This is a genomic window from Saprospiraceae bacterium (assembly GCA_016709995.1).
Classification (GTDB): Bacteria; Bacteroidota; Bacteroidia; order Chitinophagales; family Saprospiraceae; genus JADJLQ01.
Genome location: JADJLQ010000003.1, coordinates 464,236 through 484,123, shown reverse-complemented (window position 1 = coordinate 484,123; position 19,888 = coordinate 464,236). Strand labels below are relative to the sequence as shown.

The following is a 19,888-nucleotide window of genomic DNA, read 5'->3' as shown; positions in this document are numbered from 1 at the left end:
CAGATGCATATGAAAAAATTCTTTGGATGGATATTTTTAGGTGGTATGACAGTCGTGTTTTTTCAACAAAACATGCCCCTACCCCGTTGGCAAAAAACGATCACCCGTCCACCCAATATATTGTTTGCCATCGCTGATGATCAATCCTTTCCCCATGCCTCTATATATGGACAAAGCACATTTCGTACACCGATATTTGATCGAATTGCTTCCAACGGCATCCTTTTTAGTAATGCATTTGTCGCTGCACCACAATGCAGTCCTTCGCGGGCAGCTATACTGACCGGAAGACAAATATGGCAATTAGAAGAAGCAGGAACTCATTCCAGTTATTTTCCAAAAAAGTTTCCGGTATTTACTGACGCTTTAGAAGGGGCGGGTTATTTCCTGGGTTTTACAGGCAAACCATGGGGACCTGGTAATTTTAAAGATGCCGGCTGGAACCGGAACCCGGTTGGACCAGAATTTAATAAAAGGGAATTGGCCAGCAAACCGACTACGGGCATCAGCAATATAGACTATGTCGCAAATTTTAAAGATTTTCTGGATGCAAAACCAGCTGACAAACCTTTCTTTTTTTGGTATGGAGGCCATGAACCTCATCGTACTTATGAAGCAGGCTCCGGGGCAGCTGTAGGCAAGACGGCAGAATCACTTAAGGTCCCCGGCTTTTTACCAAATACTCCCTTAGTTCAAAATGACCTATTAGACTATGCTTTGGAGATTGAATGGTTTGATACTCAACTTGGTAAAATGCTACAACTCCTGGAGGCTGCAGGCGAGTTAGATAATACGCTCGTGGTAGTAACTGCTGACAACGGTATGCCATTCCCTTATGCCAAAGCCAACCTGCAAGAACTCGGCACCCACGTACCTTTGGCAATTTGTGGTCCAATGGTGAACGGTAAAAACCGAAAAGTCAATGACATGGTTAGCTTAATTGACCTGGCACCTACTTTTTTAGATCTCGCACAGATCAAATATTTTGAGGGTATTGCCGGCAAATCATTGTTACCCATATTTAATCAAAATAAATCCGGGGAGGTAGACCATTCAAGACAATTTGTTTTTACCGGAAGAGAAAGACACACGCACGCACGACCTGACAATGTAGGCTATCCTGCCAGAGCTGTGCGAACAAAAGACTATCTGTATGTCAAAAATTTTAAGTCCGAAAGATGGCCTGTGGGTGACCCGGCGCCTCAGCATCAAGCCTCGCAGGGAGACGATCAAAATCTAAAACCTATTGAGTTAGGGTACGAAGATATTGATGACTCACCGACCAAAGCTTATATGATCCAGCATCAAACGGATTTCCCTGAGTTGTTTCGGTTAGGTTTTGAGAAAAGAGCGGAAGAAGAATTGTTTAATATCAACAAGGATCCTTATTGTTTGCATGATATATCCAGGGACAAAAAAATGCAAAAAGTCCGCATAAAATTAAAATCCGTGTTAGAAAAGGTACTCATAAGTCAAAGTGATCCAAGAATGACAGACCATGGAGATATATTCGATAGTTACCCCAGGTTTGGTTTGATGCGTCCGTTTGAAGGGTTTAAAGAGCGCGGGAAATACAATGAGAAATATATCATTAAGAATTAAATCATTCTGTAAATCGTCTTTTATATATTTTCAAAAATGTGGATGAAAAACCTATAAAATATAATCCGAATGAAACGCAGTAATTTTCTTAAACTATCGGGAACTGCAATTGCCGGAACGACTGTATTACCTCATGCCTGGGCTAATAAAAACGAAAACCAAATACAAATTGCGGAGCTTGAAAAGCACATCATCGACAAATGTGAATTAGTGGACATTGATTTTAGTTGGCCACGCTTTGTAGGAAGAAACGGTCGAATTGATTATCACGGCCAGCATAAAAAATGTACAGTTTTAAAAATTTATACTCGTCAGGGAGCAATGGGATGGGGGCTTTCAGATAAAAAAGCAGAAGAGCTCTTCCCGTTACTTCAAAACAAAAAGGTTTCGGATCTTGTAAAGCCTGAAAAGGGGATAGCAGACGGATTAGACCGACGGGTTGACTTTGCGCTGCATGATTTAATGGGCGTTATATTAAATCAACCTGTTTTCAAGCTAATAGGAAACCGTGGACCGAAAGAAGTATCCATTTACAGCGGAATGATTTACCTAGATGAATTGAACCCAGGAAATGAAACGAAAGGGTTGGATACAATACTTGAAAACTGCGAATGGGACTACAATTATGGATATCGTAAGTTAAAAGTAAAAATTGGCAGGAGTGGTCGTTGGTATCCACACGACGAAGGTCTTAAAAAAGATATTGAAGTACTGAATTTAATACATAGTTCATTTAAAAATAGAAAGGTAGAATTATTAGTCGATTCCAACGATATGTATAGCTTAGAAGACACCATTGGGTTTATGTCAGGAATTGGCGATATTTCTTTGTTTTGGGTGGAAGAACCCTTTAGGGAAGAAATTAATGCAGGACAAAAACTTCGAACCTGGATGAATAAAAACGGCTTTGAAAAAACATATTACGCAGATGGAGAAGCCAATCCTGATTTCGATGTTTGCCTTCAATTGGGAAAAGAACAAATAATGAATGTTTTTTTACCCGATACCTACGGCTACGGTTTTTCGGAGTGGATAAAGCTGATGACAACATTGAAACAAATCAATATGCTTTCAAGCCCACACGCTTGGGGAGACCGTTTGAAAACAAACTATACGACTCACCTATCTGCCGGACTTGGAAACGTTTGTACCGTTGAAGGTGTAACCTGTAATTCGGATGATATAGATTATGGTGATTATCCGATTGTAGGCGGCAAGATAAAAGTGTCGGATTCCCCAGGCTTTGGAATGAAATTATTAAAAAAGTAATAATATGAAGATTTCAGTTATATTGATAGCAGCGTATCTATTAGCAAATTGCGGCCATCAATCATTAACAGGAAAGCAGATTAACCGCCCTAACATTATATTCATCATGGCTGACGATATGGGTTATTCAGATATTGGCTGCTATGGCGGTGAAATACGGACACCTAATATTGATAAGCTAGCCGATAACGGAATTAAGCTCAGAAGTTTTTATAATAATGCCCGATGCTGTCCCACCCGGGCTTCACTTTTAACTGGACAATATCCTCACACCGTTGGGATGGGTCAAATGGTCACCCAAGCCAAAGCACCTATACAACCCGGCCCTTACCAGGGATTCCTCAATGATACTTATCCGACCATTGCAGAGGAATTAAAAAAGATCGGTTACAATACTTATATGACTGGTAAATGGCATGTAGGCGAACGGGAGGATCATTGGCCTCGTACCCGCGGTTTTGAACATTACTTCGGCTTAATATCAGGAGCCTCCAGTTATTACGAGATCATCCCTCAGGAAATAGGGAAACGGCACATCGTATTGGATGATCACGAATATACTCCACCTGCTCAAGGATATTATATGACTGACGCATTTACAGATCATGCAATTGAATACCTTGATGCACAAAAAAAGGATCATCCTGGCAATCCATTTTTTTTATACATGGCCTATACCGCCCCGCATTTCCCGCTGCATGCCTATGAGTCCGATATAGTCAAATATGAAAAATTATATACTCAAGGCTGGGATGTAATCAGGGCAAAACGATATCAGAAAATGAAAGATCTTGGATTGATCGATAAAAGATATCAACTGACGCCAAAGCCGGAGGATATACCTGCATGGGATACCGCTACAGATCAAAAAACCTGGACTAGAAAAATGGCAGTCTACGCCGCGATGATCGATCGAATGGATCAGAATATTGGCCGAATAATCAAAACTTTAAAATCTAATCGGCAATTTGACAATACGATGATCGTATTCATCTCTGACAATGGTGGCTGTGCTGAAAATGTGGCGAACAGAAATTTCAATGACTCAAACGTAAAAATTGGAGCACGAGGATCCTATGTGACCTATGATACACCCTGGGCCAATGTGTCCAACACACCGTTCAAAAAATATAAAAGATTCCTTCATGAAGGTGGTATCATCACCCCCTGCATCATCCATTGGCCGGCCAAAATAAAACCTCAGAAAGGATACAAGGATGGCATAGGACATGTCATCGATTTATTACCAACCAGTCTTGAAATAGCCGGTGCATCACCAAAAAATCTTCCCGGGCAGAGCTTATCCTTCCTGTGGAATAACAAAAATGCTCCGACCAGGACCTATTGTTGGGAACATGAAGGCAATAAAGCCATTCGCCAGGGAGATTGGAAATTGGTCAAAGATCAGGAGGATCCGCATTGGGAATTGTATGACTTAAAATCCGACCCCTGTGAATCGAAGGACCTCACTGACGCAAAGCCTGAAATGGTAGAAAAAATGATCGATGACTATACGAAGTGGGCCTTGCAAGTTGGGGTAAAACCAGATAAAAATTAATTCAATGACTTTGCTTTTTCAAGTCAAATAACATCAAAGGACAATGACTCGGTTATACAGTACAATTCTTTTCATCCTCTTTACTTTTCACTTGCTGCTGTCCCAGGGTAAAGTAGTGCTGATTACAGATGCCGGGGCCGTAGCTGATGGCAGAACTAACAATCAAAAAATAATCCAATCATTAATTGACCAGGTAGCGGAGAAAGGTGGCGGTAGTGTGGTCGTCCCGCCCGGCAATTTTATGACCGGCTCTCTATTTTTAAAGTCTGGGGTAGATTTGCATTTATCGCTGGGGGCCAGCCTTCTAGGTGCACATTCTACCAATGACTACCTCAAAATTGGCCAACGTGCCGCTTTGATTTTGGCGCACGATCAACAAAATATATCTATCTCTGGCGAAGGCATCCTTGATGGCCAGGGCCAGGAATTGATGGTAGATGTATTTAAAAAATTGCGCAGTGGTGAATTAAAAGACAATCCTGTTTGGTTGGTCAAAAGACCAGAGACAGGTAGGGCTTTAATCGTATATTTTAAGGGCTGCTCCGGAGTCAAAGTCACGGGAATCACTTTAAAAAACTCCTCTAACTGGGTGCAGGATTACCGTGAATGCGATGGAGTCACGATAGATAGAATCACTGTGCAGAGTACAGCTTATTGGAACAATGATGGGCTGGATATCACTGATTCTAAAAATGTACGCATCACTAACTGTATGATCAATTCATCTGATGATGCACTTTGTTTTAAATCTGAAAATCCTAATGCATCTTGTGAAAACATCGTGGTCGATAGCTGCATCTTGCGCTCCAGTGCCAACGGACTTAAATTCGGTACTGCTAATTACGGGGGATTCAGAAATTTTAGAATCAGCAACCTAACTGTTTATGATACCTATAGATCTGCGATTGCACTTGAATCTGTGGATGGTGGATATATGGAGGATATCATTATTAAAAATGTATCGGCTACCAACACAGGCAATGCTATTTTTATTCGTCGTGGGCATCGAAACAAATCAGGTGCAGTAGGTAGTTTAAAAGGCATCCATATCTCTAACCTGGTCGCAGATATCCCACTGTACAAGCCGGATCAGGGCTATCCGATTGAAGGTCCACCGGACCACTTGAGGCCCGGCACAGACAAAATGCCGGTACGACCCTCCCATTATCATATATACGGCCACCCCTATCTTCCATATAATTTGCTCCCATCTTCCATCGTGGGCATCCCGGGATATCCGGTGGAAGATGTCACTTTAGAAAATATAACCATCAGTTTTGGCGGCAGAGCAGACAAAGAAATCGCATATATTCCTTTGAAGGCTATCGGTTCCATTCCTGAAAACGAAGCGGGTTATCCCGAATTTTCTATGTTTGGTGAATTGCCCGCATGGGGATTGTATATGCGTCACGCGGTCGGAATCATCATCAAAAATTTTAATATCAGCTTTAAAGAAGATGATTTCAGGCCTGCATTGGTGTTAGATGATGTAAAAAAAATTGAATTGACAGATATACAGATCCCTAGCGCCAAAGAAATGCCGATGATCCTTTTAAACAACACTGTGGGAGTAGCTATAAAAAATCTTAAGATTCCGGTGAGCCAGGACAAAGCAATATCGAAGACCAATTATTAATAAGCCAGTGCAAGTGCAGTCATTTCATTTTCGGGAAATCTATCCCACCAAAGCAGTGCTTTACTTGCAGGCATTTGGAAGCTGCAAAAGGTTGGAACATATTATGAAGAATTACAAATATGTTTTATAAATTTATGATGAGATACCTGTTGATACTGTTGCTAAGTCAGTCTATTGTAAAGGCTATTTGCCAGCAGAATATTCAGTTAAAAATCACTGTCGAAGTGGCGGCAGCATTGCGTAATGACTTTCAAAAAGATGGGCGCCTTACTTTTCACATAACTCAACTGAATAACCGGGAGCCTAGAAACCGGTCAGAGATTGCGATTGGCATAACACCCGAACATTGGGATCCTTCCAAATCTTTTGTGATAGATACCCGCCATAAAAACAGCCTGGCCATCGGACTGGAAGATTTGTCTGCACATTTATCTGAAAAATATTATTACCAGGTGACCTATAAACAAAACCTGGATGACGCAAATGAAAATGCAGTAGGGAATTTATATAGTGATGTAGATTCATTTTCATTGATCAATGGAGCGTCCCTGCATCTTCAATTAAATAATCAAATATCGCCGGCAGTGATCGTTGATCATCCATTTGTCCAAACCGTTGAGATCCAAAGCCAATACCTGTCTGCATTCTTTGGAAAACCAAAATATCTGAAAGCAACTATGCTGCTTCCTTCGGGCTATTTTAATGACACAACAAAATCGTATCCTATTTGTTACCGGGTTCCCGGATTGAATGGCAAGTATAGCGCCATCAATGGCATGATCAATGACGAAAACTTTTCCAAATGGTGGTTTACAAAAGAAGCACCTCAGGTGATCTATGTATTTCTGGATTCGAAGGGACCATACGGCGACACTTACCAGTTAAATTCAGCCAACAACGGGCCATGTGGCACAGCACTGACTGAAGAATTGATTCCTGCTATTGAAAAGTTAGTTCGTTACCATCCCCAATCCAACAGGAGATACCTCGCAGGGAAATCGACGGGAGGCTGGGTTGCTCTGGCATTACAAATTTTCTATCCGGATCTTTTTGATGGTACCTGGTCCTATAGTCCTGATCCGGTTGATTTTGAACATTTCGGTCTGATTGACATTTATCATGATTCCACTATTTTCTATAATAAATATGGCTACCTCCAACCTGGCAAAAGGACCATTTACGGTGAGCCTACCTATTCAATGAAAGATTGGATAGCCCGTGAAAATGTTTTTAGCAGCACCAATGATTACAGAATTTCCGGAGGCCAATTTGGTGCCTACAATGCCGTTTTCGGACCCCGGGGAAAAGACGATCTTCCTTCGCTCCTATTTGACCCCCTGACTGGAAAGATTGATCATCAGATTGCCCTACAATGGGAAAATTTTGATTTGAAAAAAATACTTGAAAAAAATTGGGCCACACTCGGACCAAAATTACAGGGAAAGATTTGGATATGGACCGGCGATATGGATGGATTATATTCCAATGTTGCCACCCGATTCTTACAAAAGTTTTTGGAAAAGACCGAACATCCTGCTTCAGATGCCACTATTTCTTTCACCCCGATGGCTGGTCATACTCAGGCGTGGGATGATAAAGCAGTTTTGAATATGATTGCAGACAAAGCAAGGAAAACACCTTAAAATGGGTTATAAAAAATGAAAAAACATTTAATGAAAAAGAAAACTTCCCTTACCTCTTTAAAGTTATTTTTAATATTACTTCTAAGTCATTTTGTAGGTCATTCTCGTGCGCAAACTTTATTGATCTATGGCGACAAAGCAGATGCTATCGAAGTGAATGCCGCCAAAGATCTGCTGGCTGACTATCAGAAAACGAGTAAAGAAAGGGTGGCTCTTGTAAAATTTAACAAGGACCTCAACTTATCCGGATATCATACTCTCATTTATATTGGCACTGCATCTTCAAATTCTTTCATATATGATCAGATAAAAAAAGGCGTGCCTCCTCTTTTCGGAGAACCATTGGCTGCAGAAACTTTTTTGTTGCATAGTATTGATCCACATACTCACCTCATCATCGGCGCAGACACCAGAGGCACCTTTTATGGAGTCTATGAATTTTCAAAGAAAATATTGGGGACCGATCCAAACACTTACTGGATCGGATATCAGCCAAAGATTCTAAAAAAGGTAGTCATACCAAAATTGTCCTATCGCGCCACGGAACCGGCATTCCAATACAGAGGATATTTTGACAATGACAATGATTTATTGGCCAATTTCAAAGGTAGAAAACTCATCGTGGAGTTTGATCTATGGAAAGAAATCATCAATACTGTAGTTCGCCTGGGTTATAATTATATAGATATCCATGATCTATTGGGCCGTCCTGAATATTATTTGAGAGACTATTATATCCAGTTGACAGAATTTCACAGTGACCTGGCACTCATCGACTCTGTCATCGATTATGCCCATAGCAAAGGTATGCTGGTGCAGATACCCATGTACCTGGGCTGGGAATTTAAGCACATCACGCTGGAGCAAATCTGCCTTACCAAATATTATGATTTGTGGATGGAGACTTATGAGTATTATCTCACTCAAACGCCCATCGGCAAAGCTGATTTGTTTCTCCAAAGACCAAGACATCCCATTTATGACTGGGCCTACAAATGTGAAGAAGAGACGAGCCAGGGCATTGAAGCAGGTCCACTCATGAATAAAATGTTTGAAGGCTTATATCAATTGATTCAACAGTATCGGCCTGGTGGCGTCTTATTTTGCGATCTATGGTCTGAAGGCAGACCCTTATGGGAAAGTGGCCAATTCGCACCACGAAAAGAAATCCAGATGCTTTGGGCTGATGGAGGTCATGCCAATTTTAAAGAGTTTCCGCAGGATTTAAAAGGTTATCCTTTTGGAGTCTACATCCATGCCGGAGTATGGTACAATAATGTTACACAATCTCCATACCCTGCCAAAATTAAAGATGCTGCCCTGATGGCAATCGATCGACATATGACCAGCAATTTTTTAGTCAATGGCCAAACTTTTAAAGACTTTTTACTCAATCTCAACGCTTGTGGGCGATGTGCCTGGGATCCAATGTCTTTTGATCCGGAAACTTTTTATACTGAATGGACTACCAAATATTTTGGCCACAAAGTCTCTGCGCCTGTAGTAGAAATCTTAAAACTAACTTTTGATGCTAATGAACCAATTGGTGGATTCCGAAACACGATGAATGAATCGGTTAAACTTTTGAATAAAATAGCCAAACACGAGTATAACCTTGAATCGCTCTCATTGATCAATGCTTCTTTTACACCTGCAGCAAAAGCACTTGAATTAGTAAAGGCCGTACGACCAAGAGTACCGCACAACAAAATTGTCTCTTTCGAAGACCAGGTAGCTTATCCCACAGAGATATTTTACCTTAATCTTCAATTTCTTCAATCAGTACTACTTTTTAATAATGCTTTGGCACAGCACCCAGATGACAAAGCTATGATTCTACAGCAAGGAACTGTGTTGAAAAAAGGATTGCTCGCATTGAGAAGAAAACTAGAAGCCGGTTCGGGCTGGGAAAAATGGACCAACTTTTACAATCCCGAAAATTTTAGGATTCACACACCTCCACCTACCATAGAAATGATAGAAAAATTAATTTCAGATTTATAATACTTAGACCGCTTATGAACTTTAAGCATATCCAATTGATATACGTTTTTTATCTCATCAATATTGTCAGCCCTTTCGCTCAGACCCCCGAAGTATGGCTTGATGAGCTTCCTATCCGATCCTTTTCCGGCGGCATACCTTCGGTAGGCACTAATACCAACCAATCCGGAGATTCGATAAAAATCGGAGGCCACTATTTTAAAAGAGGAATTGGAGTCCAATCCACCAGTGTGATTTCTTTCTTACTTAACGGACATGCAGCTTCATTTTCTGCGATGGTAGGAGTAGATGACAAAGCAAACAGCGAACTGCATTATAACTTCTATGTAATCGGGGATCGGAAAATACTCTTCGAAAGCAAAAACCGGATAGCAGGATCTGCTCCAGAACTGGTATCCGTAGATCTGACCGGAATAAATCGACTGGGTTTGTTGGTTACCATTTCAGAATCGACTACAAGCAGATCCTACACCAACTGGGCCATGGCTAAGTTTATCATGATGGGAGATCACCAGCCCATGCAATTACCCAATGATGATGAAAAATATATTTTGACGCCTCCACCACCCTTGAAGCCAAAGATTAATTCAGCTAAAATCGTCGGGGCCTCACCCGGCAATCCATTTTTGTACACCATCGCTGCTACCGGCAAAAGACCTATAAAATTTTCTTCCAAAAGATTACCTCAAGGTTTGTCCTTAAATAAAGAGACTGGTATCATCTCCGGTATGGTAAAGAACAAAGGAGAATATATCACGACTATCCAGGCAAAAAATACTTTAGGCAAAGCTACAGCCTCCTTGCGCATAAAAATAGGTGATACCATATCGCTTACACCGCCCATCGGTTGGAACGGATGGAACTCGTGGGCCAGAGATATAGACCAGGAAAAAGTGGTCGCCTCTGCAAATGCGATGGTCAACATGGGACTAAGTCAGCATGGATGGACCTATATCAATATTGATGATGCCTGGCAAGGTCAGCGAGGAGGTGCATTCAATGCTATCCAGCCCAACGAAAAGTTTCCAAAATTTAAGCAAATGACAGACTACATACACAGCCTGGGTTTAAAAGTGGGTATCTATTCTACTCCGATGATCACGAGCTATGCTGGGTATGTAGGTGGCACATCAGATTTTGAAAATGGTGATTGTCCGGATTCTATCATCAAGAATAAAAGAGCCTTTCGATATATTGGCAAATACCATTTTGAAACGAATGATGCACAGCAAATGGCCGCCTGGGGCATAGACTATCTAAAATATGATTGGAGGATAGAAGTGCCTTCGGCAGAGCGTATGTCCGTGGCTTTAAAGAATTCAGGCAGAGACATTGTATACAGCATATCCAATTCGGCTCCCTTCAGCAATGCCGGGGACTGGATGAGATTGACCAATACCTGGCGCACAGGACCCGACATCAGAGATAGCTGGCTGAGCCTGTATATATCGGCGTTTACATTGGATAAATGGGCTCCTTATGCCGGCCCCGGACATTGGAATGATCCGGACATGCTCATCCTCGGCAATGTCACGACAGGGACTCCGCTCCACCCTACCCGATTGACACCGGATGAACAATATAGCCATGTCAGCATCTACTGCTTGCTGGCTGCACCTTTATTGATCGGTTGCCCTATCGAACAACTGGACCCTTTCACTTTGAATTTATTGACTAATGACGAAGTGATCGCTATAGATCAGGATCCATTGGGTAAACCGGGAAGATTGTTGGTAGATGAAGAAGGGGTTCAAACCTGGGTGAAGCCTTTGGAAGATGGATCTTATGCAGTCGGTTTGTTTTATACAGATGATTTTGGCAAAACACCTCAGTCCTATATTAGATGGGGAGATGAAAAGGCCATTTCTTATAAATTTGATTTTGAAAAAACCGGCTTGCATGGCCAGTGGAAGTTCAGAGATCTTTGGTCTCAATCAAATCTTGGAATTTTTAAAGATTCATTTAATATTACCGTTCGGCATCATGGGGTAGTCTTGTACCGGATGTCGCCTGTTAAATAAAAAAAAGAGTTATGAATTTATATTGTTCATGGATGCGTATGGTCCGGTCCAGAGATAAAAAAAGGATACTATTGATCTTGCTCAGGTTTATGTATCTGCCCATGCTCCTGGCTCAGGTGCCCACGATGTATTTCTCGGATCCCGATATCCCAGGACGGCCATTTGCCAAAGACCCTACCGTCATTTATTTTAAAAATACCTACTGGATGTATTATTCAGTACCGGATGCAGCATCAAAAGTGTGGCACATAGGTATAGCTACCAGCAACGATTTAATCCATTGGCAGAAAATTGGAAATATTTCAGGAATTACCGGTACTGTAGAAGAAAAAGGAATTTGTGCTCCTGGAGCGCTACTTAAAGATGGCCGGTTACATTTATTTTATCAAACTTATGGCAATGGAAGATTAGATGCCATTTGTCATGCGTGGTCAGATAATGGTACTGATTTCAAGCGGGATCCTACCAACCCTATATTTAATCCTAAGATAAGTGACTGGTCCTGCGGGAGAGCGATTGATGCAGAAGTGATTTATTACAGACATCAGTATTTTCTATTTTACGCTACCCGGGATACTTCCTTTAAAATCCAACAACTTGGCCTGGCGCTTGCACCAAAAAATGCGCAGTTGGATAAAAACAGTTGGACGGAAGTAGATGGTATGCCATTACTTAAACCCGAATTACCCTGGGAGAAATCTTGTATTGAAGGTGCTTCCTGCATTAAAAAAGGAAAGTACTTATACCTTTTCTACGCAGGGGCCTATAATAACGAACCTCAGCAAATCGGTGTCGCACGGAGTAAAAATGGTGTGGTCTGGTCCCGAATATCCAGTGAGCCATTTCTGAAAAATGGAGCCATTGGCACATGGAATGAAAGTGAAAGTGGCCATCCCTGCATATTCAAAGCTGCCAATAACAAATTTTATCTTTTTTACCAAGGCAATAATGACCGTGGCAAGACCTGGTATTTATCCAATCGGGAAATAGGATGGAATAAAAAAGGGCCTTATTTAAAATAATAATCATGAGCAAAAAAGTTGTTCTGTACTTATTGGCGTGTAGACTTACCTTGCTGTTAGGCCACGCTCAGGCTACGCAAGTGCTTTGGTTGGATGATTTACCTATACAGACCTACTCAGAAGGAATACGACCAGTAGCTGCAAAAACCAATTATAGCCATGATAGTTTAAGTATGCTGGGCCAAAAATATCATCGGGGCCTAGGTGCTCAGTCTCCTTGTGTTCTGGCTTTCTATTTGAATGGCCATGCCCAAAGATTCAAAGCAGTGGTCGGACCAGATGATCAGGGTCGTCAGGATATCCCTATTACTTTTTATGTTTTGGGTGATAAAAAAGTACTTTTCAAAAGCCATTCTATGAAAGTCGGAGATAAGCCTATTCCTGTTGATGTGGACCTGGCAGGTATACAGCGATTTGGGTTATTGGTGACTGACACTGTTGGAGGCATCCGAAATAAAAGAACCTATGCCGATTGGGCCAACGCTCAATTCGAAATGAATGGCCCTTACCAACCGGATTACATACCCAATGATGACAATAAATATATCCTAACTCCTGCTGAAAAGGAAATGCCACGCATCAATTCTGCTAAAATATTTGGAGCTACTCCGGGTCACCCATTTTTATATACTATAGCTTCGACTGGAATCAGACCCATGGAATTTAGTGCAGAAAACCTGCCCCAGGGGCTGACACTGTCTTCTCAGACCGGCATCATTAGCGGCACTGTATCTGTAAAAGGCACCTATGAAGTAACTCTAAAGGCAAAAAACAGGGTGGGCGAAGCTGCTCAAAAACTGATTGTCAAAATAGGTGATACTATTGCTTTGACTCCTCCTATTGGCTGGAATGGTTGGAATGCGTGGGAAAGAAAGATAGACCGTCAAAAAGTAATCGAGGCTGCCAACGCCATGGTAAGCACAGGATTGCGCAATCATGGTTGGACCTATATCAATATTGATGACGCCTGGCAAGGATCGCGAGGAGGACCCGACACCGCACTGCAGCCCAATGATAAATTTCCCGACTTTAAAAGCATGGTAGATCATATCCATAGTCTTGGACTCAAAGCCGGCCTATACTCGACTCCTTATATCTCCAGCTATGCTGGGTATCTCGGTGGCTCATCAGAATTTCCAAAGGGCGGAGAATTGCCAGAGGTGGTTCAGAGAAATCGTCAGCCATATATGCATATTGGAAGCTATAGGTTTGAAACCAATGATGCCAGACAAATGGCAGCTTGGGGATTCGACTTTTTAAAATACGATTGGCGGATAGATGTCAACTCAGCAGAACGGATGTCTTCGGCCCTTAAAAATTCAGGCAGAGATATCATCTTCAGCTTATCCAATAATGCACCTTTCGAGAAAGTCAATGACTGGTCGAGGCTAGCCAATATGTATCGTACCGGTCCTGATATCAAAGACAGTTGGAACAGCTTGTTTATGAATACTTTTTCCCTGGACCCGTGGGGGCCATATACAGGTCCTGGTCACTGGGCCGACCCTGATATGATGATACTTGGCAAGGTATCTATAGGTCCTGTTTTACACTCTACCCGCTTGACGCCTGACGAACAATACAGCCATGTGAGTATGTTCAGCTTATTGGCCGCCCCACTGCTCATAGGATGTCCTTTGGATCAATTGGATGCTTTCACTTTGAGTTTATTGACCAATGACGAAGTCATCGCAATCAACCAGGATCCGTTGGGTAAAGCTGCCAGGTTGATTGTCGATAAGGATGGTATACAAACTTGGCTCAAACTACTTGAAGATGGATCGTATGCAGTCGGACTGTTCAATATTGACGGCTATGGCACGATACCCCAGTCTTATTTCCGATGGGGGGATGAAAAACCTAAGTCCTTTAAATTTGATTTCAAAACAATTGGTCTGCCCGGAAAATGGAAGGTCAGGGATGTATGGCGACAAAAAGATCTAGGATCGAGGAATGCATCCATCCGTACCTCCATTCCACATCACGGTGCCGTGTTATGGAGGCTGATCCCAAAATAAACACGAAGCACTATAAATACATACCTTCCTTGATATTTTTAATTAACGAATATGCAAACTTACAGGATGATAAAAAAGCTCTTTTTATGCGCAGTGTGGTTCGCAATGTTGCAGCCTTCCTTAGAAGCCCAGGTTCTTTCAGGGCATGAGATCCCAGCTTTGCCAGATGCTGTAGCAAGGATGGCAAATCTGAAAAGAGAGTGGACTGCCCTACAGCAGACTCCGCCAAAACTCGCGGTCAGAGACTGTTTTCTTTTTTTATTGGATGCATTAGACACTCATTTTTTGGAACCGAAGCAGGTCGAATGGGTATTGAAACTAGTGCAGACACGGATGATCAGCGACCCTGCTGCCGGCAAGAGCTATGGCAATATATTTTGGGGCTGGCACGAGACCGGCATCGATGTAGGTGATGGTAATAATATTGAATTCTGCATGCAGTATGGATTGCCCATCAAACTCGTGTTCAACGATAGGCTTTCTGATGAAGCCAGAAAGACACTGGATGAAATATTTACGCTGGGGATCCAGGGAGCCAGAAACCAGGTCGTACGTATTTCTTACACCAATATTTTTCTGATGAAAATCTGGAATTTCGTTGCATTCGGCCAGGTCTACCATCAACCAGCTATGCTGGAAGAGGGAAGGCACTATTTCGATCAGTGGTTAGACCATGTATCACGATATGGTAACAGGGAATATGACAGCCCAACCTATTGTGGAGTCGACCTGGAGTCATTATTGCTGATGTACCGTTTTACCACCGATGCCGACATCAAATCAAAAGCGAAGGATGCACTTACCTTTTTACTCAATGACCTTACAGCACATTATAACCCGGTGGCTGGCATTTTGGCCGGCGCCCATAGCCGCGATTACAACCGGGTATTCAGCCGGGACTTGCTGGAAGAAAAATATATGAATCCCCTGCTGGGGCGCGCCAATAACAATGTGCATCTATTCCATCAACTCTGCCTGGCTACCTTGAAGGAGCTAGGCTTATCCCCGGATCAACAAAACTGGATGCACCGGAAAAACAGGTTTATTGTACAGCGATGGGATAGCCTGGACAATGCCTATGCTTGTGACTTCGTCGGCCAAAAAGTATCCCTGGCTTCTTCCAATCAGGCCTATAGCCCGGATGATAAACCCTTCGTGATATATCTCAATAGTTCTCGGATTCCTGAAATGCCCAATATAGCCTTCGTCATGGAGGGCAGGGATGATCACTACGGCACCTGGGCCACTGAAGGCATGGGTGAAAAGATGAAGCAGTTGATGCCTCCAGGCTATCCTTCCAATGGAGGCTGGGGTAAGACACGCCACCTGATGCCCTTTATGCAGTCCGCCCAAAACAAAGGTGAACTGGTGATGCTCGTATCAGGCAACAAAGACCATAACTGCATTAAGGATTACCTCAATTCCACCATTATCCTACCCAATTACTTTGATGAGCTCTGGACCGGCAATCATAAGATACCCGTGCCATCCATCGGTCACCAGGTACTGATTGACGAGACACGTACATTTTGTGCCCGGTTTGAAGATGTGGCGATCGCTTTTCGTTTTTTATGGGACAATGCAGATCCTGGGGTGATGCCGGTATTGTATAATGATGGCTATAAATTTGAAGCCAGTAGGGAAAAATTTCCATTGATTCATAATGGAACTTTGAGGATTACATTGCAACATCCTATTACTGGAAAGGCGAATATCGCGATTTGGTGGAAAACTGCTGAAGGAATAAATACAGATCAGGCATTCGTTGAGTTCAGGCAGGAAGTATTAAATGCAGCAGTATCCGTAAAAGAAGAAAATGGCACGGTGGATATTTTCGTTCCTACCCAGTCTGGCAAATTGGGGGTGCGTGCCGACTTGGCTACCAAAAAGCGTTTGGAATATTATAACCCCGCCCCCTTGCCCATTGACTTTTTATTCAATATTGATGGGAAAGAAATCGGCAAACCAGTGTTAGAACGATATACTATACCGGCTCAGAAATAACTTGAATTTGTCACACTCATAGTGGGCTGAGAGACTGTAAAAATGAAGGTCCATTGAAAATTTATATTTAATTTTTCAACTTCTTGCTCAAAGTTTCCTGGTCACCAACCAGCTCTAGTCCTGCGATCGAGGTACTATCATTAAAAATCAAGATTCCTTTTTTATCCCGCACTACTAATCGAATTTGAGCATCTATGCTTTCAGGGATCCTTCGATCCATCGATCCGCGTACCGGTGCTTTTAATAATCCGGAATTATTGCGGATTGCTTCAATCGTATAGTTGTATTTTCGATCAGTGATGCGGAGCAGCACGGTATCAGATTGGTGATTTTCCAATTTTAAATGAGCATGGGTGTAGGTAGCAAACCGATAAATAGTTTGCCCATGCAAAAAGAATCCAAGAAATCCGGTAAAAGATTTCCCCAACCACGGAATATTGGCTACTGACAGCATAAACGAACTATTCCCCTGTGAAAAGTTATTGGATTGCATCCAGATCCAGGCATCCGGCATAGACCTTCCCCAGTCCTTCTCAATATAACCGGCACCTCCGTCGAATCGATATTCTTGTCCATTCCTCACCAAATAGCCGCTGGTCTGATGAGTCAGGCTCACCACACCGTGATAGCATTGCATGAATGGCACGTATCGGTACCATCCCATGATCCCTGGATTTAAGATTTTCCGAGGAGGAAGCTCAACCATATTTTTGAGTAATATCTCACCGTGCACAGAGCTACTATCGGTCTTCATTTCGAGTTTGATCTTGTCTTTGGAAAAATAATTTTGTCCAATTCGAATGGCAAACTCTTTCTTCGAAAACACAAATTCTTCTATCGGAAATGAATAATAGTCAGTCTGAGCAGTACGACCATCAATGATCTGTATAAATGCATGTTGCTCCTTTCCATTGCGTGACAAGGAGATCCCTGGAATGACACTAAGAATAGAGGTCCCATCGGCTGAAACCATTTTAAAGTACCAACCTTCAAAATATTTTCTTCGCTTTTTATTACCCAAAAAGATGTCGGGATGAGCCATTTTTTTAAAGGCGTATCCTGGTAAATAATGATGTTTAGAAAAAACGACCCCTTTTGGCATTTCCTGCGCTGACAAGCTTCCGAAGTCTACCCATGATATCAGTACAAAGAAGAAAAAACTAGCCCAAGACCCATTCATTGCTTTGCGATGATCATTCATTATCGTGTCTTCCTAATCTTGAATTACAAATAAATTATAAAGATACTAAAAGCATATCGCCACCTTCATTTATTCAAAATAGTTTATATAGAGCATAGAGCACAAGAGTAATTTTGAGTACAAAAGATTATTTTCTACCTCACCCTAAAAGTTGGACCAGGATAGTTTTCATTCCGGTGTATATACTACTAAAACCATAAAAATCATAAACCTACATAGCGCCTAATCTCTGATAATTACAGCCGGCTAATCATTTTGAGTCTTTCTCTTTGGCAAAGTATTAACAAGACTCCTATCAATTCCTTACTTTGAGGAATAAAAAAATACTTAAGGAGTAATCTCCATTCATATATCTCAAGAACCACAAGGAATGAAAATAAAAAATAAAAACGAGATCAGTCGCCGCGACTTTGTAAAACATACAGCGACCCTGGCTTTGGGGGCAGAAGCCTTGATCCCCGGTATTCCATTGACCAATATGCACCTCCTCCAGGATGATCTGATTAAAAAACAAAGCGTGTACCAGGCCATGGGTACCAGGGTAGGCGAAGTCACTGATACGACTGCTATAGTCTGGACACGTATCACCCTCAATGCAACGAGGAATAATGAAGGTTTGGTCATCCCAGGCAGAGCCCAGAACTATCGCGGCAAGGAATTGCCAAAAGTCACTGTGCCTATCGAAACATTGGAGGGTGCCTGTCCTGGACATGCAGGCTATATCAGGCTTCAATATAGTCCCAATGAAAATTTGAAAGGAGGAAAGCATACAAAATGGATTGAAGTATCAGCCGGTAATGATTTTATTCATCAATTTCGTTTGACAGGATTGAGTGCGGCTACTACCTATCATTATATAAGTGAGTCCTGCCTGGTAATAAATAAAAAAACAATCACGAGCTTTCGGGGTAGATTTCAGACTGCTCCTCATGCAAGCACTTCCAGTGACCTCCTTTTTTGCCTGATGACTTGCCAGGGATATCCTGATCGGGGTCACCCGGATGGACATCATATCTATCCGGCTATGCTTGCCCTCAACCCACAATTTGCCTGCCTCACAGGCGACCTCGTATATTATGACAACGATATGCCCAGAGCCTTGAATGAAAGTATAGCCAGATACCACTGGGAGCGTATGTTTAGTTTGCCCCGATTGATTGACTTTAATCGAAATGTAGGCACCTATTGGTTAAAAGATGATCACGATACCCTGGATGACGATTCCGAACCAGGAGCCACCATGGGTGATTTTACTTTTTCACAGGGACAGCAAATATTCAGGCAACAAGCTCCGATCAATACAGGACCGGAATACAGAACCTTTCGTTGGGGTGCTGATCTGCAGATCTGGTTATCAGAAGGCAGGGACCATCGTTCTGATAGCGACCTGCCGGACGGACCTGACAAAACCATCTGGGGCTCAGCACAAAAAGCATGGTTCAAAAAAACGGTAAAAGAAAGTACTGCTACCTGGAAGATCCTGATCAGTCCTACCCCATTCGTGGGCCCGGATCGCAAACAGAAAAATGACAACCATAGCAATGCAGGGTTTAAACATGAAGGTGATGAGCTTCGCCAGTGGATGCAGGAAAATGTCCCTGACAATTTTTTTGTAATCTGTGGCGACCGTCATTGGCAATATCATTCAGTACATCCGGTGACAGACCTTCATGAATTCAGCATTGGAGCAGCCAGTGACGAACATGCTGGTGGCACCCCCGGTGAAGACAAAAACTATCACCGCTTTCATCTGGTCAAAGGCGGTTTTATTTCGGTAAAACTTACACGATCCGCAGATTTAAGTAAGATTTCTGTGAGACATCATGATATTCATGGGGCTATAGTGTATGAATGGAGCAAAGAAAGGAAGGTGACTGCATCATAACCTCCACTAACTACCTTCTAAATTT

At 42.3% G+C, this 19,888-nt stretch carries 12 protein-coding genes; 11 read left to right on the top strand and 1 reads right to left on the bottom strand.

What is annotated here, in order from left to right; all coding sequences use genetic code 11:
- Positions 1-9: 9 nt before the first annotated feature.
- The 10 genes from IPJ09_20930 (at position 10) to IPJ09_20885 (ending at position 16,777) form a co-directional block, all read left to right on the top strand.
- Complete coding sequence (locus IPJ09_20930) at positions 10-1,602, top strand: sulfatase (GenBank protein ID MBK7373848.1); 1,593 nt, start codon at positions 10-12, stop codon at positions 1,600-1,602.
- Positions 1,603-1,671: 69 nt separating this feature from the next.
- Positions 1,672-2,871 (top strand): mandelate racemase/muconate lactonizing protein, encoded by a 1,200-nt coding sequence (locus IPJ09_20925; GenBank protein MBK7373847.1) that lies wholly within the window; start codon positions 1,672-1,674, stop codon positions 2,869-2,871.
- A gap of 4 nt (positions 2,872-2,875) precedes the next feature.
- On the top strand, positions 2,876-4,429 hold the full coding sequence (locus IPJ09_20920; protein ID MBK7373846.1) for an arylsulfatase: 1,554 nt from the start codon (positions 2,876-2,878) through the stop codon (positions 4,427-4,429).
- A 43-nt stretch (positions 4,430-4,472) separates the two neighbouring features.
- Positions 4,473-6,065, top strand: coding sequence for a glycoside hydrolase family 28 protein (locus tag IPJ09_20915; protein MBK7373845.1), 1,593 nt, complete (start codon positions 4,473-4,475; stop codon positions 6,063-6,065).
- Between the two features lie 134 nt (positions 6,066-6,199).
- A complete protein-coding gene (locus tag IPJ09_20910; GenBank protein ID MBK7373844.1) occupies positions 6,200-7,708 on the top strand; it encodes a hypothetical protein in 1,509 nt (502 codons plus the stop codon).
- Positions 7,709-7,723: 15 nt separating this feature from the next.
- On the top strand, positions 7,724-9,712 hold the full coding sequence (locus IPJ09_20905) for a glycosyl hydrolase 115 family protein (GenBank protein ID MBK7373843.1): 1,989 nt from the start codon (positions 7,724-7,726) through the stop codon (positions 9,710-9,712).
- Between the two features lie 14 nt (positions 9,713-9,726).
- A complete protein-coding gene (locus IPJ09_20900; GenBank protein ID MBK7373842.1) occupies positions 9,727-11,733 on the top strand; it encodes an NPCBM/NEW2 domain-containing protein in 2,007 nt (668 codons plus the stop codon).
- Between the two features lie 38 nt (positions 11,734-11,771).
- Positions 11,772-12,755: a family 43 glycosylhydrolase gene (locus IPJ09_20895; GenBank protein MBK7373841.1), complete on the top strand. Its 984-nt coding sequence runs from the start codon at positions 11,772-11,774 to the stop codon at positions 12,753-12,755.
- A gap of 5 nt (positions 12,756-12,760) precedes the next feature.
- Positions 12,761-14,773 (top strand): NPCBM/NEW2 domain-containing protein, encoded by a 2,013-nt coding sequence (locus tag IPJ09_20890; GenBank protein MBK7373840.1) that lies wholly within the window; start codon positions 12,761-12,763, stop codon positions 14,771-14,773.
- Positions 14,774-14,839: 66 nt separating this feature from the next.
- A complete protein-coding gene (locus tag IPJ09_20885; GenBank protein MBK7373839.1) occupies positions 14,840-16,777 on the top strand; it encodes a hypothetical protein in 1,938 nt (645 codons plus the stop codon).
- A 67-nt stretch (positions 16,778-16,844) separates the two neighbouring features.
- Here the strand turns inward: IPJ09_20885 and IPJ09_20880 are convergent, their stop codons facing one another.
- Complete coding sequence (locus IPJ09_20880; GenBank protein ID MBK7373838.1) at positions 16,845-17,978, bottom strand: hypothetical protein; 1,134 nt, start codon at positions 17,976-17,978, stop codon at positions 16,845-16,847.
- Positions 17,979-18,348: 370 nt separating this feature from the next.
- Between IPJ09_20880 and IPJ09_20875 the strand changes: the two genes are divergently transcribed.
- Positions 18,349-19,863, top strand: coding sequence for an alkaline phosphatase D family protein (locus IPJ09_20875; GenBank protein MBK7373837.1), 1,515 nt, complete (start codon positions 18,349-18,351; stop codon positions 19,861-19,863).
- Positions 19,864-19,888: the final 25 nt, after the last annotated feature.